This is a genomic window from Geodermatophilus obscurus, assembly GCF_900115395.1.
Classification (GTDB): Bacteria; Actinomycetota; Actinomycetes; order Mycobacteriales; family Geodermatophilaceae; genus Geodermatophilus; species Geodermatophilus obscurus_B.
Genome location: NZ_FOWE01000007.1, coordinates 45079 through 69196 on the forward strand (window position 1 = coordinate 45079; position 24118 = coordinate 69196).

General features: G+C 75.7%; 24 protein-coding genes and 3 tRNA genes. 8 read left to right on the top strand and 19 right to left on the bottom strand.

The genetic code is table 11. The features are described from left to right. Nucleotide 1 precedes the first annotated feature (1 nt). A complete protein-coding gene (locus BM165_RS14645) occupies nt 2-1597 on the bottom strand; it encodes a DAK2 domain-containing protein (RefSeq protein WP_075014302.1) in 1596 nt (531 codons plus the stop codon). A 180-nt stretch (nt 1598-1777) separates the two neighbouring features. Here BM165_RS14645 and rpmB point away from each other — a divergent pair, with 180 nt between their 5' ends. Next, nucleotides 1778-1960, top strand: coding sequence for a 50S ribosomal protein L28 (gene rpmB / locus BM165_RS14650; RefSeq protein WP_432276817.1), 183 nt, complete (start codon nt 1778-1780; stop codon nt 1958-1960). 124 nt (nt 1961-2084) lie between these two features. Here rpmB and BM165_RS14655 read toward each other — a convergent pair whose 3' ends face one another. The 3 genes from BM165_RS14655 to BM165_RS14665 are packed head-to-tail and all read right to left on the bottom strand — an operon-like array spanning nt 2085 to nt 4280. After that, nucleotides 2085-2711 (bottom strand): cytidylate kinase-like family protein, encoded by a 627-nt coding sequence (locus tag BM165_RS14655; RefSeq protein WP_075014304.1) that lies wholly within the window; start codon nt 2709-2711, stop codon nt 2085-2087. Beyond that, nucleotides 2699-3262, bottom strand: a complete 564-nt coding sequence (locus BM165_RS14660; RefSeq protein ID WP_075014305.1) for a GNAT family N-acetyltransferase — start codon at nt 3260-3262, stop codon at nt 2699-2701. The genes BM165_RS14655 and BM165_RS14660 overlap by 13 nt, the downstream gene beginning before the upstream one ends. Beyond that, complete coding sequence (locus BM165_RS14665) at nt 3246-4280, bottom strand: thiamine-phosphate kinase (protein ID WP_075014306.1); 1035 nt, start codon at nt 4278-4280, stop codon at nt 3246-3248. Before BM165_RS14665 ends, BM165_RS14660 begins: the two co-directional genes overlap by 17 nt. 92 nt (nt 4281-4372) lie before the next feature. On the opposite strand from BM165_RS14665, the gene BM165_RS14670 reads away from it, so the two are divergent. Together BM165_RS14670 and BM165_RS14675 are read left to right on the top strand one after the other, a co-directional pair. Next, nucleotides 4373-4606, top strand: a complete 234-nt coding sequence (locus BM165_RS14670; RefSeq protein WP_075014307.1) for an Lrp/AsnC ligand binding domain-containing protein — start codon at nt 4373-4375, stop codon at nt 4604-4606. A gap of 94 nt (nt 4607-4700) precedes the next feature. Further along, a complete protein-coding gene (locus tag BM165_RS14675) occupies nt 4701-5219 on the top strand; it encodes a DUF3515 domain-containing protein (protein ID WP_083427375.1) in 519 nt (172 codons plus the stop codon). Between the two features lie 10 nt (nt 5220-5229). On the opposite strand, the gene BM165_RS14680 is transcribed toward BM165_RS14675, so the two are convergent. Further along, on the bottom strand, nt 5230-5862 hold the full coding sequence (locus BM165_RS14680) for a hypothetical protein (protein ID WP_075014309.1): 633 nt from the start codon (nt 5860-5862) through the stop codon (nt 5230-5232). Beyond that, nucleotides 5859-6995 carry a D-alanine--D-alanine ligase family protein gene (locus tag BM165_RS14685; protein WP_075014310.1) on the bottom strand — a complete coding sequence of 379 codons (1137 nt, stop codon included), beginning with the start codon at nt 6993-6995 and terminating at the stop codon, nt 5859-5861. Before BM165_RS14685 ends, BM165_RS14680 begins: the two co-directional genes overlap by 4 nt. 85 nt (nt 6996-7080) lie before the next feature. Here BM165_RS14685 and BM165_RS14690 point away from each other — a divergent pair, with 85 nt between their 5' ends. After that, on the top strand, nt 7081-7905 hold the full coding sequence (locus BM165_RS14690) for a CDP-alcohol phosphatidyltransferase family protein (protein WP_244274234.1): 825 nt from the start codon (nt 7081-7083) through the stop codon (nt 7903-7905). Nucleotides 7906-7939: 34 nt separating this feature from the next. Here the strand turns inward: BM165_RS14690 and BM165_RS14695 are convergent, their stop codons facing one another. From BM165_RS14695 to BM165_RS14710, 4 genes are read right to left on the bottom strand one after another with little or no spacing between them, the layout of a single operon-like run. Further along, complete coding sequence (locus BM165_RS14695) at nt 7940-9571, bottom strand: TIGR03767 family metallophosphoesterase (protein WP_177225206.1); 1632 nt, start codon at nt 9569-9571, stop codon at nt 7940-7942. A 4-nt stretch (nt 9572-9575) separates the two neighbouring features. Beyond that, complete coding sequence (locus BM165_RS14700) at nt 9576-10739, bottom strand: cystathionine gamma-lyase (protein WP_075014312.1); 1164 nt, start codon at nt 10737-10739, stop codon at nt 9576-9578. A 25-nt stretch (nt 10740-10764) separates the two neighbouring features. Next, nucleotides 10765-11787, bottom strand: a complete 1023-nt coding sequence (locus BM165_RS14705) for an NAD(P)H-dependent glycerol-3-phosphate dehydrogenase (RefSeq protein ID WP_244274235.1) — start codon at nt 11785-11787, stop codon at nt 10765-10767. Beyond that, nucleotides 11784-12602, bottom strand: a complete 819-nt coding sequence (locus BM165_RS14710; RefSeq protein WP_083427376.1) for a lysophospholipid acyltransferase family protein — start codon at nt 12600-12602, stop codon at nt 11784-11786. The genes BM165_RS14705 and BM165_RS14710 overlap by 4 nt, the downstream gene beginning before the upstream one ends. Before the next feature lie 111 nt (nt 12603-12713). Between BM165_RS14710 and cofC the strand changes: the two genes are divergently transcribed. Genes cofC through BM165_RS14725 form a run of 3 tightly spaced genes read left to right on the top strand, consistent with a single transcriptional unit; the run spans nt 12714 to nt 16448 of the window. After that, nucleotides 12714-13352: a 2-phospho-L-lactate guanylyltransferase gene (gene cofC, locus BM165_RS14715; RefSeq protein WP_244274236.1), complete on the top strand. Its 639-nt coding sequence runs from the start codon at nt 12714-12716 to the stop codon at nt 13350-13352. 50 nt (nt 13353-13402) lie between these two features. Further along, entirely contained in the window at nt 13403-15532 is a 2130-nt protein-coding gene (locus tag BM165_RS14720) for an RNA degradosome polyphosphate kinase (RefSeq protein ID WP_244274237.1), read from the top strand. Beyond that, nucleotides 15522-16448, top strand: coding sequence for an NUDIX hydrolase (locus BM165_RS14725; RefSeq protein ID WP_075014314.1), 927 nt, complete (start codon nt 15522-15524; stop codon nt 16446-16448). Before BM165_RS14720 ends, BM165_RS14725 begins: the two co-directional genes overlap by 11 nt. A gap of 19 nt (nt 16449-16467) precedes the next feature. Here the strand turns inward: BM165_RS14725 and leuD are convergent, their stop codons facing one another. Beyond that, nucleotides 16468-17073, bottom strand: a complete 606-nt coding sequence (leuD, locus tag BM165_RS14730; RefSeq protein WP_075014315.1) for a 3-isopropylmalate dehydratase small subunit — start codon at nt 17071-17073, stop codon at nt 16468-16470. Between the two features lies 1 nt (nt 17074). Then, on the bottom strand, nt 17075-18502 hold the full coding sequence (gene leuC, locus BM165_RS14735; protein ID WP_075014316.1) for a 3-isopropylmalate dehydratase large subunit: 1428 nt from the start codon (nt 18500-18502) through the stop codon (nt 17075-17077). 88 nt (nt 18503-18590) lie between these two features. On the opposite strand from leuC, the gene BM165_RS14740 reads away from it, so the two are divergent. After that, the gene (locus BM165_RS14740) at nt 18591-19268 is read left to right on the top strand and encodes an IclR family transcriptional regulator (protein WP_244274238.1); all 678 of its coding nucleotides are present in this window, start codon (nt 18591-18593) and stop codon (nt 19266-19268) included. Here the strand turns inward: BM165_RS14740 and BM165_RS14745 are convergent. The 7 genes from BM165_RS14745 to BM165_RS14775 form a co-directional block, all read right to left on the bottom strand. After that, on the bottom strand, nt 19265-19597 hold the full coding sequence (locus tag BM165_RS14745) for a hypothetical protein (protein ID WP_075014318.1): 333 nt from the start codon (nt 19595-19597) through the stop codon (nt 19265-19267). The genes BM165_RS14740 and BM165_RS14745 overlap by 4 nt on opposite strands. Before the next feature lie 16 nt (nt 19598-19613). After that, nucleotides 19614-21296, bottom strand: coding sequence for a sodium:solute symporter family protein (locus BM165_RS14750; protein ID WP_177225208.1), 1683 nt, complete (start codon nt 21294-21296; stop codon nt 19614-19616). Between the two features lie 22 nt (nt 21297-21318). Beyond that, entirely contained in the window at nt 21319-22497 is a 1179-nt protein-coding gene (gene galK, locus BM165_RS14755; RefSeq protein WP_083427377.1) for a galactokinase, read from the bottom strand. Further along, a complete protein-coding gene (gene galT / locus BM165_RS14760; protein WP_143108175.1) occupies nt 22494-23594 on the bottom strand; it encodes a galactose-1-phosphate uridylyltransferase in 1101 nt (366 codons plus the stop codon). The genes galK and galT overlap by 4 nt, the downstream gene beginning before the upstream one ends. Before the next feature lie 136 nt (nt 23595-23730). Continuing rightward, a tRNA-Glu gene (locus BM165_RS14765) sits at nt 23731-23803 on the bottom strand. A gap of 102 nt (nt 23804-23905) precedes the next feature. Continuing rightward, nucleotides 23906-23978 (bottom strand) — tRNA-Glu (locus BM165_RS14770). 42 nt (nt 23979-24020) lie between these two features. Then, a tRNA-Gln gene (locus tag BM165_RS14775) sits at nt 24021-24092 on the bottom strand. Nucleotides 24093-24118: the final 26 nt, after the last annotated feature.

Sequence of the window (24118 nt, forward strand, 5' to 3'; positions counted from 1 at the left end):
GTCACTCCACCCCGATCTGCAGCGGGACCTCGGCCCCGCTCTCGTAGCGCACCACCTCGACGGTCGGGTGCACGGCGGCCAGGTGTTCCCAGGCGGCGTCGCCGAGCGCGGGGTCGGGGCCGACGAGCAGGGTGGCCATCTCGCCGCCGGCCGACAGCAGCCGGTCGAGCAGGTCGCAGGCGACGGCCGCGAGGTCGGCGCCGATCACCACGACGTCGCCCTCCGCCGACCCCAGCACGTCGCCCGGGCGGCAGGGCCCGGCGCTGGTCAGCGCCTCCTGCCGGGCGACGGCGACCTCGGCCCAGCGCGTGGCCGCCGCGGCCTCGGCCATGCCGATGACGTCGTCGCCGAAGCGGCGGCCGGGGTCGGCGACGGCGGCGGCGGCCAGGCCCTGCACCGGCGACCGGGTGGGGACGACGGCGACGTCGCGGCCGAGCTCGCGGGCCCGCTCGGCGGCGCGGGAGGCGACGGGGGTCAGCGTGGGGTCGTTGGGCAGCAGGACCACCTCGGCGGCGGTGGAGGCGACCACCGCGGCGAGCACCTCGTCCTCGGTGACGCCGGCGGGGCCGCAGGTCACGGCGCGCACCCCCTCCCCGGCGAACAGCCGCGCGAGCCCCTCGCCGGGGACGACGGCGACGACGGCGCGGCGGCCGGGCACCGGGGCCGGGGGCAGCAGCGGGGCGAGCGGGGTGACGCTGATGCCGTGCGGGCGGCCGGCCTCGATACCGGCCTCGATGGCGCCGCCGATGTCGTTCGTGTGCACGTGCACGTTCCACTGCCTGCCGGCCGGGGTGTCGACCCCGACCACGACCAGGCTGTCGCCGAGGGCGGCCAGGCGGCCCTGCAGGACGGCGACCGCGGCCTCGTCGGAGTCGGCCAGCAGGTACTGCACCTCGCTGCCCGGCCCCGGCGGCGGCTGGTGCGGCACGTGCGCGGGGTCGGGGTGGCGGTGCGCGCGCCGGCCGAGCGGCGGCCGGGCGGGCTCGACGCCGGTGACGGTGGTGACGAGCGCGTCGAGGACCAGGCACAGACCGGCACCGCCGGCGTCGACCACCCCCGCGGCGCGCAGCGCGTCGAGCTGGCCGGGCGTGGCCTCCAGGGCCTCGTGGGCGCCGTCGGCGGCGGCGGTGACAACGTCGGCGAGACCGGTCCGCTCCCCGGCGACCGCGGCCACCGCTGCCTCGGCCCCGGCGCGGGCGACGGTGAGGAAGGTGCCCTCCTCCGGGTCGGCGACGGCGGAGTAGGCGCCGTCGGCGGCCTTGTGCAGGGCGGCGGCCAGCGCCGGGCCGTCGGCTGGCCCGGCGCCGGCGAGCTGGTCGGACAGGCCGCGCAGCAGCTGGGCGAGGATGGTGCCGCTGTTGCCGCGGGCACCGAGGACCGCGCCCCGCGACAGCGCCGCCCACACCGGCTCGCCGGCCCCGCGCCCCTCGAGGGCGGCGACGGCGGCCTGCGCGGTGAGCAGCAGGTTGGTGCCGGTGTCGCCGTCGGGCACGGGGAAGACGTTGAGCTCGTCGATGCGGTCGCGGGCCGCGGACAGCGCCGTGACCGCGGTGCGGCACCACTGTCCGACCGCGGCGTCGTCGAGCGCCTGCAGCACGGGCGGAGGGTACCCACGGACGCCGACGGTCCGGTCCCGGCGATCCCGTGCCGACGGGGCGGTCCCGGGGCGCGGCGACACCGGCCCGCCGGAACGGTTAGGATGGTCGACGGTCTCGCGGTCGCCGTCGGTGCACCGCCGTTTCGAACGATTCTCTGGGAGTGATCCACCGTGGCTGCCGTGTGCGATGTCTGTGGCAAGGGGCCCGGTTTCGGTATGTCGGTGTCGCACTCGCACCGCCGCACGCCGCGCCGTTGGAACCCGAACATCCAGTCGGTGCGGGCCCTGGTCGCCCCCGGCAACCGCCGCCGCATCAAGGCCTGCACCTCCTGCATCCGCGCGGGCAAGGTCGTCCGCGGCTAGTCGAAGGACCCCGTCCTCCCCACCCTTCGCAGGCTCAGGGCGGGGCCCGGGACGGGGCCGTTCCAGCACGTCATCGCGGGACCCCGGAGGTCGGTGACCTCCGGGGTCCTCTGCGTGCGCGGGATCAGTGCCCGATGCCGCGTGCCCGGGCCGCGGTGACCACGAGGTCCACCACCGTCGCCAGCGGCAGCGCCGTCCCGTCGACGACGAGGTGGTAGTGGCGGACGGCGGCCGGGTCGGACCGGTAGTAGTGCCGCACGTAGGCCTCGCGCGTGCGGTCGTTGCCCTGCATCTCCCGCCGCAACTCCTCCGCGGGCCGGCCGTAGCGCTCCACCGCCGTCCGCAGCCGCTCCTCCGGCGGCCCGTCGAGCCGCACGTGCAGGACGTCCGGCCGGCCGCGCAGCACCATCGCTCCGGCGCGGCCCAGGACCACCCCCCCGTCGCCGTCGGCGATCTCGTGCAGCACCCGCTCCGTCTGCTCCCGGTAGGCCCGCTCGTCGGGCTCCCCGGTCAGCGGCACCACGCCGCCGACCGGATCGGGCATGGCGCCGAGCGAGGCCACCAGGCGCCACAGCCCGCGGACGACCCGCTCGTCGTTGGCCTCGGCGTCGTCCTGGGACACGCCGAGCCGGCCGGCCACCCGCGCGGGGATGGCGCGGTCGTGGAAGACCAGGCCGAGCCGCTCGGCGACGGCCGGGCCCACCTCGGGGCCGCCCGCCCCGTACGAGGCCGAGATCGTCACGACGCCCACGAGGGCTCCTCCCGGCCGGTGGCGTCCCCGCCGCCGAGGTCCTTGCCGAGGAACACCGCGCCCTCGCCGTCGGCGTAGATCCCGTACCCCGGGACGGGCACGTAGCCCATCGCCCGGTACAGCGCCAGCGCCTCGGGCTGGCGGTCCCCGGAGTTGAGCACGAGCGAGCGGTGGCCGGCGCGGCGTGCGGACTCCTCCAGTGCCGTGACCACCACCTGGGCCAGGCCGAGCCGCCGGAAGGCGGGCACGACGTAGACCCGCTTCATCTCGGCGGTGTCCGGCCGGGCGGACTCGGTGTGCCGGCGCCAGGCGCCGCAGCCCGCGGGCCGTCCGCCCACCTCGGCGACGAGGAAGAGCCCGGCGGGCGGCACGAACTCCGCGGGGTCGACCGGGGCCTCGTCGGGGCCGCCGTAGCGGTCGACGTACTCCCGCTGCACCCGGTCGACGAGGTCGCGGGCCACCGGGTCGTCGTAGGGCACCGCGCGCAGGCCGACCACCGACCCGTCGCGCAGCCGGTGCTCGCCCGCGGACCGCTCAGCCGAAGTGGACATGCCCGGTCCTCCCCGCTCCCACCGACACGGCGACGTCGGCCGCCGGCTCCCCGCTGACCGTCACCCCCGGGGTACCCGCCCGCACCTCGCCGACCACCGCCCAGCCCTCCGGCAGCGCCGCGCCGGACGGGAAGGTCGCCAGCAGCGCGTGGTCCTCCCCGCCGGTGAGCACCCAGGCCAGCGGGTCGGCGCCCAGCGCGGCCGCCACCTGCTGCATCGGTCCCGGCGGCTCCAGCATCGTGCGCACCAGCGCCGCCCGGTCCAGGTCGACCACGACGCCGCTGTCGGCCGCGAGGTGGCCGGCGTCGGCGAGCAGGCCGTCGCTGACGTCGCACATGGCGGTGGCGCCGGCGTCGGCCGCCGCGGGGCCGGCGGCGTAGGGCGGGCTGGGACGGCGGTGCGCGGCGACGGCCGCCAGCGGGCTGCTGAAGCCGCGGCGGAGCACGGCCAGACCGCACGCCGACCAGCCCAGCCGCCCGGCCACGGCCACGACGTCGCCGGGGCGGGCGCCGGAGCGCAGCACCGGCGCGCGACCGCCGAGGTCGCCGAGCGCGGTGACCGACAGGACGACCGCGCCGCTGCCCGGCGCCGAGGCGACGGTGTCCCCGCCCACCACCGCCGCGCCCAGCGGCGCGCACTCGGCGGCCATGCCGGCCGCCACGCCCTCCAGCCACGAGGTCGGGGTGTCGGCCGGGCAGGCCAGGCCCACGAGCAGCGCGGTGGCCACGCCCCCCATCGCCGCCACGTCGGCGAGGTTGGCGGCGGCGGCCTTGTGCCCGACGTCCTCGGCCGACGACCAGTCGCGACGGAAGTGCCGCCCCTCGACGAGCACGTCGGTGGTGGCCACGACCCGCCCGTCGGGGGCCCGCAGGACGGCCGCGTCGTCACCGGGGCCGACCTCGGCGACCGCGGCCGACCCGGCCCGCGCGACGACGCGCGCGATGACGCCGAACTCACCGACCACCCGCACGCTGTCGGCGAGGTCACCGCGCCCGGTCAGCGGCCGGGGCCGGGTCACCGGGGGCCCCCGCGGGCTGCGGTAGGTTGCGGTCGAGTCCGCCAGCCGGGGCCGGGGAGCCGCCGGACGCGCTGCCCGAGGAAGGTCGTTCCGTGGTCCACGCCTACATCCTGATCCAGACCGAAGTCGGCAAGGCCGCCCAGGTGGCCACGACGATCGCCGAGATCGCCGGCGTGACCAAGGCCGAGGACGTCACCGGCCCCTACGACGTCATCGTCCGCGCCGAGGCGGAGAGCGTCGACGCGCTCGGCCGCCTGGTCGTGGCGCGGGTGCAGTCGGTGGACGGGATCACCCGCACGCTGACCTGCCCGGTCGTCAACATCTGAGCCCCTGAGCCCGGACACCCCCGCCCAGGGCGCGACGCAGGCGCCCGCGCCACCCGAGCGCCCCGACCCGCTGCGCCGGCTGGCGCTGCTCGCCGTGGCCGTCGTGGTCCCGGTGCTGGTCGCGGTGCTCGTGCTCGTCCGCGTCCTCGGCGGCGACGACGGTGACGGTGACGACGGCAGCGGGGACGACGCCGTGGCCGACGTGGACGGGCCCGGCCGCCAGCGCGAGGACCTGCCCGTCCTGCCGGTCGAGGTGCCGCCGCCCACCCCCGAGGCCGACGCCTCCTGCCCGGCGCTCGTCCAGGCGCTGCCCCTCGACCTGCTCGGCGAGCCCGCCCGTCTGGTCGACTCCGACACCCCCTACGCCGCCGCCTGGGGCGACCCCGCGGTCGTGCTGGTGTGCGGGGTGCCGCAGCCGGAGGCCCTGGTGCCCGGCGAGGGCCTGATCACCATCGACGCGGTGACCTGGTTCGTCGAGCAGTCCGAGGAGGCGACCACCTGGACCGCGGTCGACCGTGCCGTGTACGTCGAGGTGACCCTGCCCCCCGACGTCGACAGCGCGCCGGTGACCGTCCTCAGCGGGCCGATCGCCGACACCCTCCCGCCGCGCTGAGCCACCGCGCTCAGGACGCGGGCAGCTCCTCCAGCTGGGCGAGCACCACGGCGCGCAGCTCCTCCGTCGCCGTCTCCTCCCGGTCGGCGACGACGGTCACCGCGACGCTGAACGAGCCGTGGCCGCACCAGGCGAACGCCGCCGGCCCCGCGAGCCCGGTCTCGGTGCCGGTCCCGGGCACGATGAGCAGGCTGCAGCCGTCGGGGAGGCCCTCCGGGTCGTGGCGCAGCACGCCGTCGTAGACCTCCGCGTCGTTGCGGGCGAGGTCGCGGGCGTAGGTGGCGGCGCCGGCCGGGTCGTCGAACTGGTCGAGGAAGACGCTGGTCAGGGGCCCGGTGGTCGAGCCCCAGAACCGCTCCCAGCCGTGCCGGTAGCCGTAGTCGCGCAGCACCGACCGCTCCCGCGCCGGGTCCTGCGCGTAGGAGGCGACGTCCTCGACGGTCTTGGCCCCGGCGGGGGGCTGCAGGTCGGCGTCGGGGATCCGCGCCAGGCCCGACGGCACCGCGTCGAGCACCAGGTCGCCGAGCTGCTCGGCGGTCTCCGGCGTCGGCGACGGGGTGGCGCTGTCGGCCTCGTCGGGGGTGCAGCCGGCGAGCACCAGCAGCAGACCGGCCGACAGGGCGACCCGTCCGCCGCGGCTCACCGTGCGGCCGGGCGGCCCGCGCGCGCCAGCGCGGAGGCGACCAGCCGGTCCACCAGCTCGGGGTAGGACACCCCGCTGGCCGCCCACATCCGCGGGTACATCGAGATCGGGGTGAAGCCGGGCATCGTGTTGACCTCGTTGACGACCAGCCGCTCGGCACCGTCGGGGCCGGTGCCCAGGAAGAAGTCGACCCGCGCGAGCCCCTCGCAGTCCAGCGCCAGGTAGGCCCGGCAGGAGGCCTCCTGCACCGCGCGCGTCTGCTGGGGGGTCAGGTCGGCCGGGACGTCGAACTCGACGGCGTCCTCGAGGTACTTGGCGCTGAAGTCGTACCAGTCGGTGCCGGCCTTGAGCCGGATCTCGGCGGGCAGGCTCGCCTCGGGCCGCCCGCCGTCGCGGCCGGCGAGCACCCCGCACTCGATCTCCCGCCCGGGGACGGCGGCCTCGACGACGACCTTCGGGTCGACGGCGGCCGCGGTGGCCACCGCCGCGGGGAACTGCGCCCAGTCGGTGACCTTGGTGATGCCGATGCTCGACCCGGCGCGGGACGGCTTGACGAACACCGGCAGCCCCAGCCGCTCGCGGTCGGCGGCGGTGAGCACCTCCGGGTCGGCCGACAGCGCACCGCCGGCGTCGCGCAGGACCACGTGCTCGCCCTGCGGCAGGCCGGCGGAGGCGAGGAGCTTCTTGGTGAACTCCTTGTCCATCGAGGCGGCGCTGGCGAACACCCCGGACCCGACGTAGGGCAGCCCGCTCATCTCCAGCAGCCCCTGGATGGTGCCGTCCTCGCCGTGGGCGCCGTGCAGGACCGGGAAGACGACGTCGACCTCGGTGAGCGCGGGGCCGATCGCGGCCGTCGGCTCGAGCACCGCCAGCCCGCGGCCGGCCGGGTCGCCGACCAGCGACACCGCCGTCCCGCCGGCGACCTCGGGTAGTCGCCCGTCGGTGATGGCCAGCGGCTGGCCGGCGTCGGGGAGCACCCAGCGGCCGTCGCGGGCGATGCCGACCGGCACGACGTCGTAGCGCTCGGGGTCCAGGGCCGCGATGACGCTCCCCGCCGAGACGCAGGAGATGGCGTGCTCGGCGCTGCGCCCCCCGAACACGACCGCGACGCGCACCCTGCCTGTCCCGCTCATCCCGGCCGACCCTAGTCGACGCCCGGAGGCCGTCCGGCGTCTCCCGCAGGGTCGTCACCGGCGAGGTGTGGGAACCTGCTCCCTGATGCGGGAGAACGCGGCCCCTCCGGTGGATCCCCGGCCTCCGGCGACGACGGCGCAGCAGGGGCACGGCGAGCACGGTGACGTCCCGGCCGGCCGCCGGCACCCGCTGTCGCTGCGGCTGGCCGGCGCGGCGGTGCACGCCTACACCGCGCTCGGCTCGGTGCTGGCGCTGCTCGTCGTGCTCGCCGCGCTGGAGGGCGAGGCGATCACCGCGCTGTGGCTGGGGCTGGCGGCGCTGTGGATCGACGGGACCGACGGGATGCTCGCCCGCCGCGCCCGGGTCAAGGAGACGATCCCCTGGTTCGACGGCGCGCTGCTCGACAACATCGTCGACTACCTGACGTACGTCTTCGCGCCGATGGTGCTGCTGTGGACCACCGGCGCCCTGCCGCACGGTCCTGCCGGGTGGGCGCTCGCCGCCCTGCCGCTGCTGGCCTCGAGCTACCAGTTCTGCCGGGTCGACGCGAAGACCGACGACCACACGTTCCTCGGCTTCCCCAGCTACTGGAACGTCGTCGCCTTCTACGCGGTCGTGCTGGACCTGTCGCAGGTGGTCACCGGGGTCGTGCTGGTGGTCTGCTCGGTGCTGGTGTTCGTGCCGGTGCGCTACCTGTACCCGTCGCGCACCGAGGCGCTGTGGCAGGTGAGCATGGGCCTGACCGTGGTCTGGCTGGTCACCTACGCGGTGCTGCTGCTGCAGTACCCCGACCCGCACCCGGTCGTCGTGGTCCTGTCCTTCGCCTACGTCGTGTACTACCTGGCCTTCAGCGGGTGGCTGACCGCCCGGGCCGCCCACCGCCGGCGCAAGGCCGCCCGCGCCGCCTGAGCCGCTGCCCGGCGATGCCGGGCGGGGTCATTCCTCAGAACGGGGCGCGCAGCACCAGCTCGACGTTGCGGTCGGCGGGCGTGCCGGCCAGGCCCGCCCCCAGCCCCGCCCACGGCACGTTGGCGGCCAGTTCCCGGTGCAGCGAGGCCAGGGCCGCCGGCTCGCGCGCGGCGGGGTCGGCGGCGGCGGGCGGCCGGGCCGGGCTGCCGTGGTCGACCATCGTGCACACCAGCGACAGCGTGCCGTCGCCGTTGGCGAGGACCTCGACCAGCCGCGCCTGCCCGGGCCAGTCCACGACCGCGCAGGTGGCGACCTCCCACAGCCCGCGGCCGGGCTCGTCCGGGTGTGGCCACGCCCGCACCTCGCTGACGTGGGTGTGCCCGTTGAGCCAGAGCACGACGTTGGGCCACCGGTGCAGCAGCGCCAGCAGCTCGGCGGCACCGAGTGCGGCCCCGCCGGCCCCGTCGCCTCCTGCCGGGCGGGTGAGCGTGCTCGACCCGTGGTGCGACAGCAGCACCACCAGCCGGTCGGCGTTGCCGGTCGCCACCCGGGTGCCGTCGGGCCCGGGCGCGGACGACGACACCTCGCGCAGCCGCTCCTCCAGCCACCGCGCCTGGGCGGCGTCCACCGCGCCGTCCGCGCCCCCGGTGACCCGGGTGGTGTCGACGCAGACCACCCGGACGCCGGGCACGCCGTCCCACGCGTAGAAGGCGGTGCCCTCGCGCAGGTTGTCCTCGGTGAAGCCGTGCCCGGCCGGCGTCCCGGGATCGGCGAGGTGGGCGGCGACGAAGGACCGCCGGTCGATGAAGCGACGGTCGGCCACCGGCGTCACCGGCCGGGAGGTGGCGGTGGTGAACACCTCCGAGGAGTGCGTGAACAGCGCCAGCGCGTCGTCGAGCGCCAGGGCGGGGTCGACGTCGACCGGCTTGCGCCCGGCCCCGAGGACCGCCGACAGGGCCGGCGTGGGCACCCCGACGCCCTGGATGAGCGCCTCGTGGTTGCCGTGGCAGCCCAGCCACGGCACGCGCAGCCCCTCGGCGGTGAAGGTGGCGAAGGCGGCCTCCAGCAGGCCCGGCCGCGCGGGGAAGCCGAACCGCTCGTGGTGCAGCCCGCCGTCGTCGTCGGGGCGCCAGAAGAGGTCGTGCGGCCAGCCGGAGGCCTGCACGCCGTCGTAGGCGGTCAGCCCCGCGCCCGGGGAGACCACTCCCCCGCGCAGGACGGCGAGGAAGAGCTCCAGCTCGTTCCACTGGGCGTTGTCGATGGCGTCGCCGGTGGTCACCACCACCTGCAGCGGCTCGCCGCTGCGCGGAGCGCCGCGCAGGCCGTTGAGGGTGCGCACCAGCGCGTCGACGGCGTGCGCGGTCAGCGCCTCCTGCGGCCGGTGCATGGGCACCAGCGCGCGCATCCGCGGGTCGGTCTCGAAGCGGTGGAAGAACTCGAAGCGCACCGGGGAGCAGACGTCGGCCAGCTGCAGGTCGGTGACGTGCGCCAGGCAGGCCAGCGCCCGCACGCCCCGTCGCGGCGGCTCCCACGCCGGCCCGACCAGCTCGCGGCGGACCCGGTGCGGCTCGCCCCCGGCCCATGCCAGCGCCCGGTAGTCGCCGTCGCGGCCGCGGTGCAGCACCGGGCCGGCCGCCAGCACGCGGTCGAGGGTCGTGCGGCTCACGCGGTCAGCCGGCGGCGGTGCCGCCACCGAGGGCGGCGTCGAGCCCGGCGGTGAGGTCACCGACGACGTCGGCGGTGTCCTCGATGCCGCAGGAGAAGCGCAGGAACCCGCCGGGCACCGCGTCGCCGCCCCACTGCGCGCGGCGGTCGACGGTCGAGTGCACGCCCCCGAAGCTCGTGGCGGCCACCCACAGCCGGGTGGCGGCCAGGAAACGCGAGACGGCGGCCTCGTCGGCGAGCTCGGCCGACACGACGCCGCCCGGGCGCAGCATCTGCCGGGTCGCCAGCGCGTACGACGGGTCCTCCGGCCGCCACGGCCACCGCACCCCGGTCACCGCGGGGTGCGTGGCGAGGACGTCGGCGACCGCCGCCGCGGTGCCGGCCTGGCGGGCCAGCCGGAGGTCCAGCGTGCTCATCGAGCGGTGCCCCAGCCACGCGTCGAACGCCCCCGGGGTGGCCCCGGTGTGGTCGCGCCAGCCCTTGAGCCGGTCGAACACCTCGTCGGAGGAGGTGCTCACGTGGCCCAGCAGCAGGTCGCTGTGCCCGGTGAGCGCCTTGGTGTCGGCTCCGACCGTCAGGTCGGCGCCCAGCGCCAGCGGCCGCTGGCCCAGCGGCGTGGCGGTGGTGTTGTCGACGGCGAGCAGCGCCCCGGCAGCCCTCGTCGCCCGGGCGACGGCGGCGACGTCGCACACGTCGAGCTGCGGGTTGCTCGGGGTCTCGAGGAACACCATCCGGGCGCCGTCGAGGTCCCCGCGGGCGGCGACGCCGGCGATCTCGAGAGTCGGCACGTACTCGACGCGGATGCCCAGCCGCTCCAGCTCGTCGCGGGCCAGCAGCCGGGTCGTGTAGTAGCCGTCGCTGGGGAGCACCAGCCGGTCGCCGGCCGACACCAGCGCCAGGACGGCGGCGGAGATCGCGGCCATGCCGGTCGAGAAGGACAGGCAGCGGCCCCCGTCGAGCTCCCCGACGGCGGTCTCGAACACGCGGGAGGTGGGGTGCTCGGTGCGGGCGTAGGCATCGGCGCCGTGCGCCCGGGGCGGCAGGTCGCCGAGGTGGTAGGGCGCGGCGAAGACCGGCGAGGGGCGCAGCGGCGTGCCGGGCACCGGCGGCGCCTCACCGGCGCGGACGGCGCGGGTGCCGTCACCCCAGCCGGGAGGGGGACCGCTCACTCCGGCTCGGCCCGGGCGTGCGTCGTCACTCCGGCTTCGCCTCCCGCGACATGATCTCCTTCACCATCTGCCCCGCCGGGACGCCCTCGTGGCAGACCCGCACGACCGCCTCGGTCACCGGCACGTCGACGCCGTGGGCGCGCGCCAGGTCGAGCACCGGCCGGCAGCTCTTGACGCCCTCGGCGGTCTGGCGGGTGGTGGCCTGCACCTCCTCCAGCGACAGGCCGCGGCCGAGCTTCTCCCCGAACGTGCGGTTGCGCGACAGCGGCGAGCTGCAGGTGGCCACCAGGTCGCCCAGGCCGGCCAGCCCGGCGAAGGTGGTCAGCTCCGCGCCCAGCGCGATGCCCAGGCGGGCGGTCTCGGCCAGCCCGCGCGTGATGAGCGAGGCGCGGGTGTTGTCGCCGAACCCCATCCCCTCGGCGATGCCGCAGGCCAGCGCGATGACGTTCTTCACCGCCCCGCCGAGCTCGCAGCCCACCAGGTCGGTGTTGGTGTAGGGCCGGAAGTAGGGCGTGTGGCAGGCCGCCTGCACGGTCGCGGCCCGGTCGCCGTCCGGGCAGGCGATGACGGTGGCCGCCGGCTGCTCCTCGGCGATCTCGCGGGCGAGGTTCGGCCCCGACAGCGCCGCCACCCGCTCGGGGCCGGCGCCGGTCACCTCGCAGATGACCTCGCTCATCCGCTTGGTGCTGCCCAGCTCGATGCCCTTCATCAGCGACAGCAGCGTCGCGTCCGGCGGCAGCAGCGGCGTCCACTCGAGCAGGTTGGCGCGCAGCGACTGGGAGGGGACGGCGAGCACGACGACGTCGGCGCCGTCGAGCGCCCGCCCGGCGTCGGTGGTGGCCGTCAGCAGGCCGGGCAGCTTCACCCCGGGCAGGTAGTCGGGGTTCTCGCCGGTCGCGGTGATCGCCGCGGCCAGCTCCGCGCGGCGGGCGTGCAGGGTGACCGTGCAGCCGGCGTCGGCGAGCACCTTGGCGAACGTCGTCCCCCAGGAGCCCGCGCCGAGGACGGCGGCGCGCATCCCGTGCCCGGAGCGCTCCGGGCCGCTCACGCAGCGCTCCCGGGCAGGTCGCCGGGCAGCGACCGCCGCGGGCGCGCCGCGAACCCGGGTGGCGCCGGTTCGCCGCGGACGTCGGCCAGGAGGTCACGCACCCGGCCCATGATGGTGTCGGTGACCTCGCGCAGCAGGTCGGGGGTCAGCGGCCGCCCGTCGCGGACCTCGGCGCGCAGCGCGGTGAGGTCGACCGGCTCACCGATCGAGTAGTCCGTGGGCGTGCGCAGCCGCAGGCGCAGCTTCCTGGTGTGGTAGTCGTGCACGCGCTGCGGCCCCCACTGCGCCACGGGCAGCACGACGGCGTCCGTGGTCAGCGCCAGCCGGGCGACCCCGGTGCGGGCCTGCATCGGCCACCAGTCGCCGTCTCGGGTGACCGACCCCTCGGGGTAGATGACGACGACGTTCCCGGCCTCCAGGTCGGCGGCCGCGGCGGCCAGCGCACCGCGGGCCTCGGACGAGCCGCGGGCCACCGGGATCTGCCCGGCGTCGCGCAGGATCACCCCGGCCAGGCCCTTGAACACCGCCTCCTTGGCCAGGAAGTGCGGCACCCGCCCGTGGTCGTAGACCAGCCGGGCGCAGGCCAGCGGGTCGAGCACCGAGACGTGGTTGGCCACCAGCAGCACCGGGCCGGTGCGCGGCAGCCGCTCGCCGTTCCGGTAGCGCAGCCGGAACAGCAGCGAGGCGATGGGATAGATCACGACGACGGCCAGCTTCAGCGACCAGGGCAGCCGTCCGCGCTCGTGCAGCAGCCGCGGTGCCGGCAGCCCGGGGACCGCGGGGGTCCCCCGGGTCGGGTCCTGGGTCACCGGCATCCCTCCGCTCGTCGTGACGACGGCCCATGATCGACCCTGCCCCGGGCCGGTGCGCGCACCGGGGGTCCCGCGCCGCGCGTCCTCCTCCCCCAGGTGTGCTCACATGGGATCGTGCGGTGGTCCCTGGTCGTGCCGGCCAAGCGTCTGGAGGCGGCCAAGACCCGCCTGACGCCGCTCACCGGCGGCGGCCGCGCCGACGGCCGGGGCCTGCACACCGAGCTGGTCCTCGCCCTGCTCGCCGACACCGTCGCCGCGGCGCGGGCCTGCCCGGCGGTCGACGACGTCGTCGTGGTCACCGACGACGCGCGGGCCGCGGCGACGGTGCGGGCACTGGGCGCGCGCACCGTCCCCGACGAGCCCGATGGCGGCCTCAACCCGGCGCTGGCGCACGGGGCGCGAGCCGCCGGCTCCCCCGCCGTCGCGGCGCTGTCCTCCGACCTGCCAGCGCTACGGCCGGCCGAGCTGGCCGCCGCGCTCGCCGCGGCCGCCGCCGCGCCACGGGGCTTCGTCGCCGACGCCGCCGGGACGGGCACCACGCTGCTGACCGCCGCCGGTGTGCCGCTGGACCCGCGGTTCGGCCGGGACTCCGCCGCCGCGCACGCCGCCTCGGGAGCACGGGCGCTGGCCGGGGACTGGCCGGGCCTGCGCCGCGACGTCGACACCCCCGCAGACCTGCGCGAGGCCACCGGGCTCGGCCTCGGGACGGCGACGGCGGCTCTGCTCCCGCGACTGCCCCCGCACCCGGCCTGAGACCCGGCGGCCGGTCCTCGCCGTTTCCCCGGGTGGGGCACGATGGCGGCGTGGCAGCCGAGACGACCTCCCCCATCGCAGGGCCCGCGACCAGCGCGCCACCCGAGGGCACGCCGCTCCCGGGGACCCCGGCGTCACCCGCGCTGCCGGCCGACCGGTTCCTCAACCGCGAGCTCTCGTGGCTCGACTTCAACGCCCGCGTGCTGGAGCTGGCCGAGGACGAGTCGATGCCGCTGCTGGAGCGGGTCAAGTTCCTGGCGATCTTCGCGGGCAACCTCGACGAGTTCTACATGGTGCGCATCGCCGGGCTGAAGCGGCGGCAGAGCACGGGACTGACCGTGCGCTCCCCCGACGGGCTGACCATCCGCGAGCAGCTGGCGCGGATCACCGCCCGCACCCAGGAGCTGGTGCACCGGCACGCGCTGGCCTTCGAGCAGGACATCGCCCCGCGCCTGGAGGCCGAGGGCATCCGGATCGTGCACTGGGCCGACCTCGCCGAGTCCGAGACGCGGCGGCTGCGCGAGTACTTCCGCGACCAGGTCTTCCCGGTGCTCACCCCGCTGGCGGTCGACCCCGCCCACCCGTTCCCCTACATCAGCGGGCTCTCCCTCAACCTCGCCGTCTCGGTGCGCGACCCCGAGACCGGCGCCCCCCGCTTCGCCCGGCTCAAGGTGCCCAACAACGTGCCGCGGTTCGTCGCCGTCGGGCCGCCGGACTCCGCGATGTTCCTGCCGCTGGAGGAGCTCATCGCCGCGCACCTGTCGGCGCTGTTCCCCGGCCTCGACGTCGTCGACCACCACCTGTTCCGGGTCACCCGCAACGCCGACGTCGAGGTGGAGGAGGACCGCGACGAGGACCTGCTGCAGGCCCTCGAGCGCGAGCTCGCCCGCCGCCGCTTCGGCCCGGCGGTCCGGCTGGAGGTGACCGAGACGATGGACCCGCAGATCCTCGGCGTGCTGGTCTCCGAGCTCGAGGTCGACCCGCAGGACGTCGTCACCGTCCCGGGGCTGCTGGACCTGTCGGCGCTGTGGGCGCTCTACGCCCTGGACCGCCCCGAGCTCAAGGACGAGCCGTTCGTGCCGGCCACCCACCCCCGGCTGTCGGAGGGCGAGACGCCCAAGAGCGTGTTCGCCACCCTGCGGGAGGGCGACGTGCTGGTGCACCACCCCTACCACTCGTTCGCCACGAGCGTGCAGCGCTTCATCGAGCAGGCGGCCGCCGACCCGCACGTGCTGGCGATCAAGCAGACGCTGTACCGGACCTCGGGCGACTCCCCCATCGTCACCGCGCTCATCGAGGCGGCGGAGGCCGGCAAGCAGGTCGTCGTCCTGGTGGAGGTCAAGGCCCGGTTCGACGAGGAGGCCAACATCAGCTGGGCCCGGTCGCTGGAGCGGGCCGGCTGCCACGTGGTCTACGGCCTGGTGGGCCTGAAGACCCACTGCAAGACGGCGCTCGTGGTGCGGCGGGAGAACGGCGTCATCCGCCGCTACGTGCACATCGGCACGGGCAACTACAACCCCAAGACCGCGCGCCTGTACGAGGACCTCGGCATCCTCACCGCCGACCCACGGGTGGGTGCCGACCTCACCGACCTGTTCAACGTGCTGACCGGCTACTCCCGTCAGACCTCCTACCGGCAGCTGATGGTGGCCCCCCACGGCGTGCGCTCGGGGCTGCTGGAGAAGATCCGCCGCGAGGCCCGGCACGCCGCCGAGGGCCGGCCGGCCGGCATCCGGATCAAGGTCAACTCACTGGTCGACGAGCGGCTCATCGACGGCCTCTACGAGGCCTCCCGGGCGGGGGTGCCGGTGGAGCTGTTCATCCGCGGCATCTGCGCGCTGCGGCCCGGGGTGCCCGGGATGTCGGAGGACATCCGGGTCCGCTCGATCGTGGGCCGCTTCCTGGAGCACTCGCGCGTCATGTCCTTCGCCAACGGCGGGGAACCGGAGTGGTGGATCGGCAGCGCCGACCTCATGCACCGCAACCTCGACCGCCGCGTGGAGGTGCTGCTGCGGGTCTGCGACGACACCGCGCAGCGGGAGCTGCAGGGCGTCTTCGACGCCGCGATGGCCCCGGGGGTGCGGTCCTGGGAGCTCGGCCCCGACGGCACCTGGGTGCGCAGCGGCACCGACGACTACCAGGCCCGGCTCATGCGCGCGGTGACCGAGAATGCCGGCTGAGCGGACCCGCGTCGTCGCGGCGGCCGGGGGTGCGGTGTGGCGCCCGGCCGACGGCGGTGGCATCGAGACCGTCGTCGTGCACCGCCCGCGCTACGACGACTGGTCGCTGCCCAAGGGCAAGCTGGACGCCGGCGAGAACGCCCTGGCCGCCGCCGTCCGGGAGGTGTGCGAGGAGACCGGCCTGCGCGTGGTCGCCGGGCGGCGGAGCGTGCGCACGCACTACACCGTCGCCGCCGGCCCCAAGCACGTCGACTACTGGCTGATGCAGGCGGTCGGCGGGGCGGCGTTCGAGCCCAACGACGAGGTCGACGAGCTGCGCTGGCTGCCCGTGGCCGAGGCCTCGGCGCTGGTCACCCACCACCACGACCGCGCGGTGCTCGCCGACCTCGACCGCGACGACGTCCCGCGGGCGCCGTCGCTGCTGCTGGTGCGGCACGCGCGGGCCGGCAGCCGGCGTGACTGGGACGGCCCCGACGAGGAGCGCCCGCTGGACGGGCAGGGCCGGCGCCAGGCCGCGCAGCTGGCCGCGGTGCTGCCGGTGTTCGGGCCGCTGGAGCTGCACAGCGCCGAGCGGGTGCGCTGCCGGCAGACCCTGGAGCCGCTGGCCGCGCGCACCGGGCTCGAGCTGCAGGGGCTGCCGGAGCTCGGCGAGGAGGAGTTCTCCGCCGACCCGGAGGCGGGGATGGCCGCGATCGAGCGTCTGCTCGAGCCGCCGGACACCCCCGGCGTCCGGGTGGTGTGCAGCCAGGGCGGGGCCATCCCGTCGGTGGTGGCGGCCCTGGGCGTGCGCTTCGGCGGCACCCGGGTGCACCCCCCGGCGGCCAAGGGCAGCGTGTGGGCGCTCGGGGGCCGGCCCGGGGCGCTGGCCGCCGACTACTACCGCGACCTCGGCCCCGACCCCGACGCGCCCTCCTGAGCGCGCCGGGGCCGGTGGCTCACGCGGACGGGACGGGGAGCGCCCGGGGCAGCCAGGCCGGGCGGCGGGACTCGTAGGCCTCGACGTCGTCGAGGTGCCGCTCGGTGAGGCCGACGTCGTCGAGCCCCTCCAGCAGCCGCCAGCGGGTGTACTCGTCGACCTCGAACGGCACCGTGGTGTCGCCGTGGGAGACCGTGCGCGCCTGCAGGTCGACCGTCACCGGCGTCACCGGCTCGGCCTCGAGCGCCTGCCACAGCGCCTCGACGTCGGCCTGCGGCAGGACGACGGTCAGCAGCCCCGACTTGGTCGAGTTGTTCCTGAAGATGTCGGCGAAGCGCGAGCTGATGACCACGCGGAACCCGCCGTCGAGCAGCGCCCAGCAGGCGTGCTCGCGGGAGGACCCGGTGCCGAAGTCGGGGCCGGCGACCAGGATCGAGGCGTCGGCGTACCGGGGCTGGTTGAGCACGAAGTCGGGCTCGTTGGTGCGCCAGGCGACGAACAGCCCGTCCTCGAACCCGGTGCGGGTGATCCGCTTGAGGTACTCGGCCGGGATGATCTGGTCGGTGTCGACGGCGCTGCGCCGCAGCGGGGCCGCGGTGCCGGTGTGCGTGGTGAAGGGCTGCATCTCAGACTCCAGCGCTCGTCAGGTCGGCGGACTGCAGGTCGGCGGGGGCGGTGAGCCGGCCGGTCAGCGCGGTGGCCGCGGCGACCGACGGCGACACCAGGTGCGTGCGCCCGCCCTTGCCCTGCCGGCCCTGGAAGTTGCGGTTGCTCGTCGACGCCGACCGCTCCCCCGGCTGCAGCTGGTCGGGGTTCATGCCCAGGCACATCGAGCAGCCCGCGCCGCGCCACTCGGCGCCGGCCTCGGTGAACACCCGGTCCAGGCCCTCGGCCTCGGCCTGTGCCTTGACCCCGATGGAGCCGGGGACGACGAGCATCCGGGTGTCCGGGTCGATCCGCTTGCCGCGCAGCAGCTCGGCGGCGACCCGCAGGTCCTCGATGCGGCCGTTGGTGCACGAGCCGAGGAAGACGGTGTCCACCTCGATCTCCCGCAGCGGCGTGCCCGGCGTCAGGCCCATGTAGGCCAGGGCCTGCTCGGCGGCGCGCCGCTCGTTGTCGTCGGCGAGGTCGGCCGGGTCGGGCACGCGGCCGGTGATCGGCAGGCCCTGGCCGGGGTTGGTGCCCCAGGTGACGAACGGCGCCAGCTCGGCGGCGTCGATGACCACCTCGGTGTCGAAGACGGCGCCCTCGTCGGTGTGCAGCGTCGCCCAGTACTCCACGGCGGCGTCCCAGTCGGCGCCCTGCGGGGCGTGCGGGCGGCCGCGCAGGTAGGCGAGGGTCGTCTCGTCGGGGGCGATCACGCCGGCGCGGGCGCCGGCCTCGATCGACATGTTGCAGATCGTCATCCGGGCCTCCATCGACAGCGCCCGGATCGCGCTGCCGCGGTACTCGATGACGTGGCCGGCGGCGCCGTTGGTGCCGATCCGGGCGATGACGGCGAGGATGACGTCCTTCGCCGACACGCCCTCGGGGAGCTCGCCCTCGACGGTGACCGCCATGTGCCGGGGCCGGCTCTGCGGCAGCGTCTGGGTGGCCAGCACGTGCTCGACCTCGCTGGTGCCGATGCCGAAGGCCAGCGCGCCGAACGCGCCGTGGGTGGAGGTGTGGCTGTCGCCGCAGACGATCGTCAGCCCCGGCTGGGTCAGGCCCAGCTGCGGGCCGATCACGTGCACGATGCCCTGGTCGCGGTCGCCCATGGGGGCCAGCCGGATGCCGAACTCGGCGGCGTTGCGGCGCAGCGCCTCCACCTGGGCCCGGCTGACCGGGTCGGCGATGGGCCGCAGGACGTCGAGCGTCGGCACGTTGTGGTCCTCGGTGGCCATGGTCAGCTCGGGACGCCGCACGGTGCGGCCCGCTGCGCGCAGGCCGTCGAAGGCCTGCGGGCTGGTGACCTCGTGCACGAGGTGCAGGTCGATGTAGAGCAGGTCGGGCTCGCCGTCGGCGCTGCGCACGACGTGGGCGTCGTAGACCTTCTCCGCCAGGGTCTTCGGCACGGGTCCCTCCAGATGGGTGTCCCCACGGTGGTCATCCCGCTGTGTGGGATGAGAGTATCGCGGTGTGGGACAGCCTAACGCCGTCGCGGTGCTGGACAAAGCAGTCGCGATCCTCCGCGCCGTGGCGCACGAGCCGGCGGCGCTCGCCGACCTGGTCGCGCGCACCGGTCTGCCCCGGGCGACGGCCCACCGCCTGGCCGTCGCGCTGGAGGGCCACCGGCTGCTCCGGCGGACCCCGGCCGGCACGTGGACGCCCGGTCCGGCGCTGGCCGAGCTCAGCCACGGCAACGTCGACCTCGCGCAGGTGGCCGGCCGGCACCTGCCCGCGCTGCGGGACGCGAGCGGCGAGAGCGCGCAGTTCTACGTCCGCGAGGGCGGCTCGCGGGTGTGCGTGGCGGCGGCCGAGCGGGCGCACGGCCTGCGCGACACCGTCCCGGTCGGGGCGCGGCTGCCCATGACGGCGGGGTCGGCGGCGCACGCGCTGCTGGCCTTCGCACCGCCGGAGGAGGTCACCCCGCTGCTGCCGAGCGCGAGCTTCACCGCCCGCACGCTGCTCGACGTGCGCCGGCGCGGCTGGGCGCACAGCGTCGCCGAGCGCGAGGCCGGGGTGGCCTCGCTGTCGGCACCGGTGCGCGACCCCGCCGGCGCCGTGCTCGGCGCGGTGTCGATCTCCGGCCCGGTCGAGCGGCTGGGCCGCCGGCCCAGCCCCGAGGTGGTCGGCGCGGTCCTGGAGACGGCCGCCGCCATCGCCCGCGCGGCGGGTTAGTCCTTCCGCAGCGAGGGCCCGGCCGCACCGCTGCCGGCCCCCCTGCCGTCGTCCTCGGGGTCCTGCCGGTCCGGCGGGGCGTCGACGGCGATCGGGCGCAGCCGGGACCACAGCGCGAAGGCCGCGGCGAAGACGAGCATCGCCAGTCCCGCCCACAGGTTGGCGTTGACGTCGCCGGTCCGCTCCCGGTCGGCCGCGGTGTCGCTGAACAGTCCGAGGAGGACGAGGACGACGCCGTAGAAGCCGATCAGCGCGGCGATGACGTTGCGGACGTCGAAGGCGCCGGCCGCCTGCTTGGTCCCGCCGGAGCCGGAGGTGCTGCTGCTCATGACCGTGCTCCTGACGTCAGCGGAAGATGACATTGAGGACGACGACCATGACCAGCGCGATCCCGGCCAGCTTGGTCGGCGACTGGTACCAGGGCAGCCGGTGCGCGTCGGGGTCGGTGCGCTGCTCCCTGGGCGTCTCGGAGTAGACGAGCCCGGCGAGCTCGGAGACCGGCTTGGGCGCGGTCACCTGGCTGACGACGACGCTCACCACGATGTCGACGACGAAGGCGGCGCTCGCGGCGAGGAAGCTCGCACCCTGCCCGCCGATCGGCAGCACGCCCAGCGACACCGTCCCGAACGCGTCCTCGCTCAGGAAGGCGACCGCGACCGCGGCCAGCGTCCCGGACACCAGGCCCATCCAGCCCGCCGTCGGCGTCATCCGCTTCCAGAACATGCCGAGGATGAACGTGGCGAACAGCGGGGCGTTGAAGAAGCCGAACAGCGTCTGCAGGTAGTCCATCAGGTTCGTGTAGCCCGACGCGATGATCGCCGTCCCGATGGCGGCCACCGTCGCGCCCACGGTCGCCCACCGGCCCACGGCCAGGTAGTAGGCGTCGGGCCGGTCCTTCTTCACGTACTGCTGCCACAGGTCGTAGCTGAAGACGGTGTTGAAGGCGGAGATGTTGGCCGCCATGCCGGCCATGAACGCCGCCAGCAGGCCGGCGAGGGCGATGCCGAGCAGGCCGTTGGGCAGGGTGTCGCGGATCAGCAGCAGGATCGAGTTGTTGTAGTCGAAGTCGGCGTCGGCGTTGGCCCGCGCCTCGGCGACCTCCGGGACCAGGACCGTGGCGATGATGCCCGGGATCACGACGATGAACGGGACGAACATCTTCGGGAAGGCGCCGATGATCGGCGTCGCGCGGGCCGCCGACATCGACTTGGTCGCCATCGCCCGCTGGACCTCGACGAAGTTGGTCGTCCAGTAGCCGAAGGAGAGCACGAAGCCGAGGCCGAAGACGATGCCGATCACCGACAGGACGGGGCTGCCGATCCCGGACAGCTCCGTGGCCGGCCACGAGGTGAGCTCCTCGGCGCGACCGGCGTCGGTCACCCGGTCGACCAGCCCGCCGACGCCGCCGACCCGGTTCAGGCCGATGAGCGTCAGCGGGAGCAGCGCGGCGACGATGACGAAGAACTGCAGGACCTCGTTGTATATGGCCGCCGACAGCCCGCCGAGGGTGATGTAACTGAGCACCACGGCCGCGGCGACGATCAGGGACAGCCACAGCGGCCAGCCCAGCAGGGCCTCGACGATGGTGGCCAGCAGGAACAGGTTGATGCCGGCGATGAGGATCTGGGCGACGGCGAAGCTCAGCGCGTTGACCAGGTGGGCGCCGGTGCCGAACCGGCGGCGCATGAACTCCGGGACGCTGCGGACCTTCGACCCGTAGTAGAAGGGCATCATCACCACGCCCAGGAACAGCATGGCCGGGACCGCGCCGATCCAGAAGTAGTGCATGGTGCTCATGCCGTACTGCGCGCCGTTGGCCGACATCCCGACGATCTCGACCGCACCGAGGTTGGCCGAGATGAACGCCAGGCCGGTGACCCACGCGGGCAGCGAGCGGCCGGACAGGAAGAAGTCGAGGCTGTCGGACACCCTCCGGCGGGCGGCCGCGCCGATGAGCAGCACGACGAGGAAGTAGGCGGCCACCAGCAGGTAGTCGACGAAGGACGCGTCCAGTCTCAGGTCGTCCACTGCAGCCTCCACTCGGCTCGGGTCAGGACAGGCGACGCACTCCCGCCGAGGGGACCACGACGAAGGACCGGGGTGCCCCGGCGCGCTCGGTGACGGCGCTGCTGACGGCGTCCACGGCCCCGGCGTCGACCAGCGCCACGGCGCTGCCGCCGAAGCCGCCGCCGACCATCCGCGCGCCGTACGCGCCGGCGTCCAGGGCCGCCTCGACGACGGCGTCGAGCTCGGGGACCGAGATCTCGAAGTCGTCGCGCAGCGACGCGTGGCCGGCGGTGAGCACCGGACCGATGTCGCGCGGGTCGGCGCCGGCGCGCAGCAGCGCGACGACCTCGGCGACGCGCGCGTCCTCGGTGACGACGTGCCGGGCCCGGCGCAGCAGCAGCGCGCCCTCCGCCGTGCCGTCGTCGAGGGCCGCCAGGCCGGCGACGTCGGGCACGTCGCAGAGGAACTCCACGCCCAGCCGGCGGGCTCCCTCCTCGCACTCCCGGCGGCGGTCGCCGTAGCCGCCGACGGCGTGGTCGTGGGTGGTCCCGGAGTCGACGACCAGCAGCGCCAGGCCGGCGGCGGCCAGGTCCAGCGGCACCTGCTCGGAGCTGCGGTCGCGCGTGTCGAGGTGCAGTGCGTGGCCGGCGGTGCACAACACCGACGCCGACTGGTCGAGGATGCCGGTGGGCGCGCCGACGAAGTCGTTCTCCGCCCGCCGGGCCGTGTCGACGAGCTGGTCGGGGGTCAGCCCGAGGCCCAGCAGGTCGCTGACGGCGAGCGCGACGGCGCACTCGAGCGCGGCGGAGGAGGACAGCCCCGCCCCGGCCGGCACGTCGCCGTCGACGAGCAGGCTCAGCCCGCCCGGGACCGACGTCCGCACCTGGACGACGACGCCGGCCGGGTAGCCGGCCCACCCGCCCGGCGTGCCGGGGACGAGGTCGTCCACCGCGACGTCGGCATCGGCGTCCGGGTGCTGCAGCGAGGTCAGGACCAGCCGGCCGTCGTCGCGGCGGGCGACCGCGGCGCGGGTGGTGTGCGGCAGGGCGACCGGCAGCACGTGACCGCCGTTGTAGTCGGTGTGCTCGCCGATGACGTTGACCCGGCCGGGTGCGGCCCACACGCCCTCCGGCGCGGTGCCGAACCGGTCGGTGAAAGCGGCGACGGCGCGGGCCGCGGCCTCCTCGTCGGTGGGCAGGTCGGTGTCCACGGCGCGGCTCACGGGACCTCCACGGCACGCAGCTGCTCGGCGACGTCCTCGGGGTTGGTGTCGGTGATGAACGCACCCATGCCCGACTCCGAGCCGGCGAGGTACTTGAGCTTGCCGGGCGCGCGGCGCAGCGAGAACAGCTGCAGGTGCAGCCACCAGTCCTCGCGGCCGGTGCGCACCGGGGCCTGGTTCCAGGCGGCGATGTAGGGCATCGGGGTGTCGAAGCGGTGCGCGAAGCGGCCCAGCACGTCGAGGTAGATCGCGGCGAGGTCGTCGCGCTCGGCGTCGTCGAGGGCCGGCAGGTCCGGGACGCGGCGGGTCGGGAACAGCTGCACCTCGTAGGGCCAGCGGGCCGCGGCGGGCACGAAGGCCACCCACGAGTCGTTGGCCGCCACCACGCGCGGGCCGCTGCGCTCGGCCTCGACCACCTCGGCGAACAGGTCGCCGCCGGTGGCCTCCCGCTGCCGGCGCACCGAGGCCAGCAGCCGCTCCACCCGCGGGGTCAGGAACGGGTAGGCGTAGATCTGCCCGTGCGGGTGCGACAGCGTCACCCCGATCTCCTCGCCGGAGTTCTCGAAGCAGAACACCTGCTCGACGCCGTGGATCGCGCCGAGCGCGGCCGTCCGGTCGGCCCACACGTCGACGACGAGGCGGGCCCGGTCCCGGCCCAGCCCGGCGAAGTGCTGGTCGTGGTCGCTGGTGAACAGCACGACCTCGGTGCGGCCGAGGCCGGGGCGCAGCTCCGCCAGCGGGGACCCGGGTGCGGTCGGCGGGACGTCGGTGTCGACGGCCGTGGCCAGCGACGGGAACCGGTTCTCGAACACCACCACCTGGTAGTCGCCGTCGGGCACCTCGGTCGGCCGGCCGGGCCGCGAGGGGTCCAACGGGCACTGGTCGGCCGGCGGCAGGAAGGTGCGGGTCTGCCGGTGTGCGGCCACGACGACCCACTCCCCGAGCAGGGCGTCCCACCGCAGCTGCGAGCGGGTGCTCACCGGTGGGAGGTCGCGGGTGTCCGCGACGTCGTGGGCGCCGTGTTCGGGGACGCTGCCGTCCGCGTCGAAGTAGATGATCTCGCGGCCGTCAGCCAGCCTGCGGGAGGTCCGGATCACCCTGCTCTGCCTCCGTTCGGGCCCGAGGAGGGGGGCCCCGGGAACGCTACGTCCGCTCGCGATCACGGTCCACTCGGAGCCGGTCGCCGACACGCGCAGGGCCCCCGGCCGGCCGGCCGGGGGCCCTGCTGCGCTGTAGCCCCGAAGGGATTCGAACCCTCGCTACCGCCGTGAGAGGGCGGCGTCCTGGACCGCTAGACGACGGGGCCGTGGACGAGCGGATCGTGCCACAGCGCGGCACCCGCCCGGCAGCCGGGTCCGCACACGACGAGAGCCCCCGGTCGGTGTGACCGGGGGCTCTCGCTGCGCTGTAGCCCCGAAGGGATTCGAACCCTCGCTACCGCCGTGAGAGGGCGGCGTCCTGGGCCGCTAGACGACGGGGCCGTGCGGTGGTGCTGGTGGTGCTGAGGAGGTGGTGCTTCCTCGCTGGGGTACCAGGACTCGAACCTAGACTAACGGAGCCAGAATCCGTCGGGCTGCCAATTACCCCATACCCCAAGGTCTTGGCTGGCACCTCGCGGCGC

Coding starts and splice junctions, on each gene's coding strand:
- BM165_RS14660 (WP_075014305.1), bottom strand. CDS start 3,262: ATGTCCACTTCGGCTGAGCGGTCCGCGGGCGAGCACCGGCTGCGCGAC.
- BM165_RS14685 (WP_075014310.1), bottom strand. CDS start 6,995: ATGAGCGGGACAGGCAGGGTGCGCGTCGCGGTCGTGTTCGGGGGGCGC.
- BM165_RS14690 (WP_244274234.1), top strand. CDS start 7,081: ATGCGGGAGAACGCGGCCCCTCCGGTGGATCCCCGGCCTCCGGCGACG.
- BM165_RS14710 (WP_083427376.1), bottom strand. CDS start 12,602: ATGCCGGTGACCCAGGACCCGACCCGGGGGACCCCCGCGGTCCCCGGG.
- BM165_RS14725 (WP_075014314.1), top strand. CDS start 15,522: ATGCCGGCTGAGCGGACCCGCGTCGTCGCGGCGGCCGGGGGTGCGGTG.
- leuD (WP_075014315.1), bottom strand. CDS start 17,073: ATGCAGCCCTTCACCACGCACACCGGCACCGCGGCCCCGCTGCGGCGC.
- BM165_RS14745 (WP_075014318.1), bottom strand. CDS start 19,597: ATGAGCAGCAGCACCTCCGGCTCCGGCGGGACCAAGCAGGCGGCCGGC.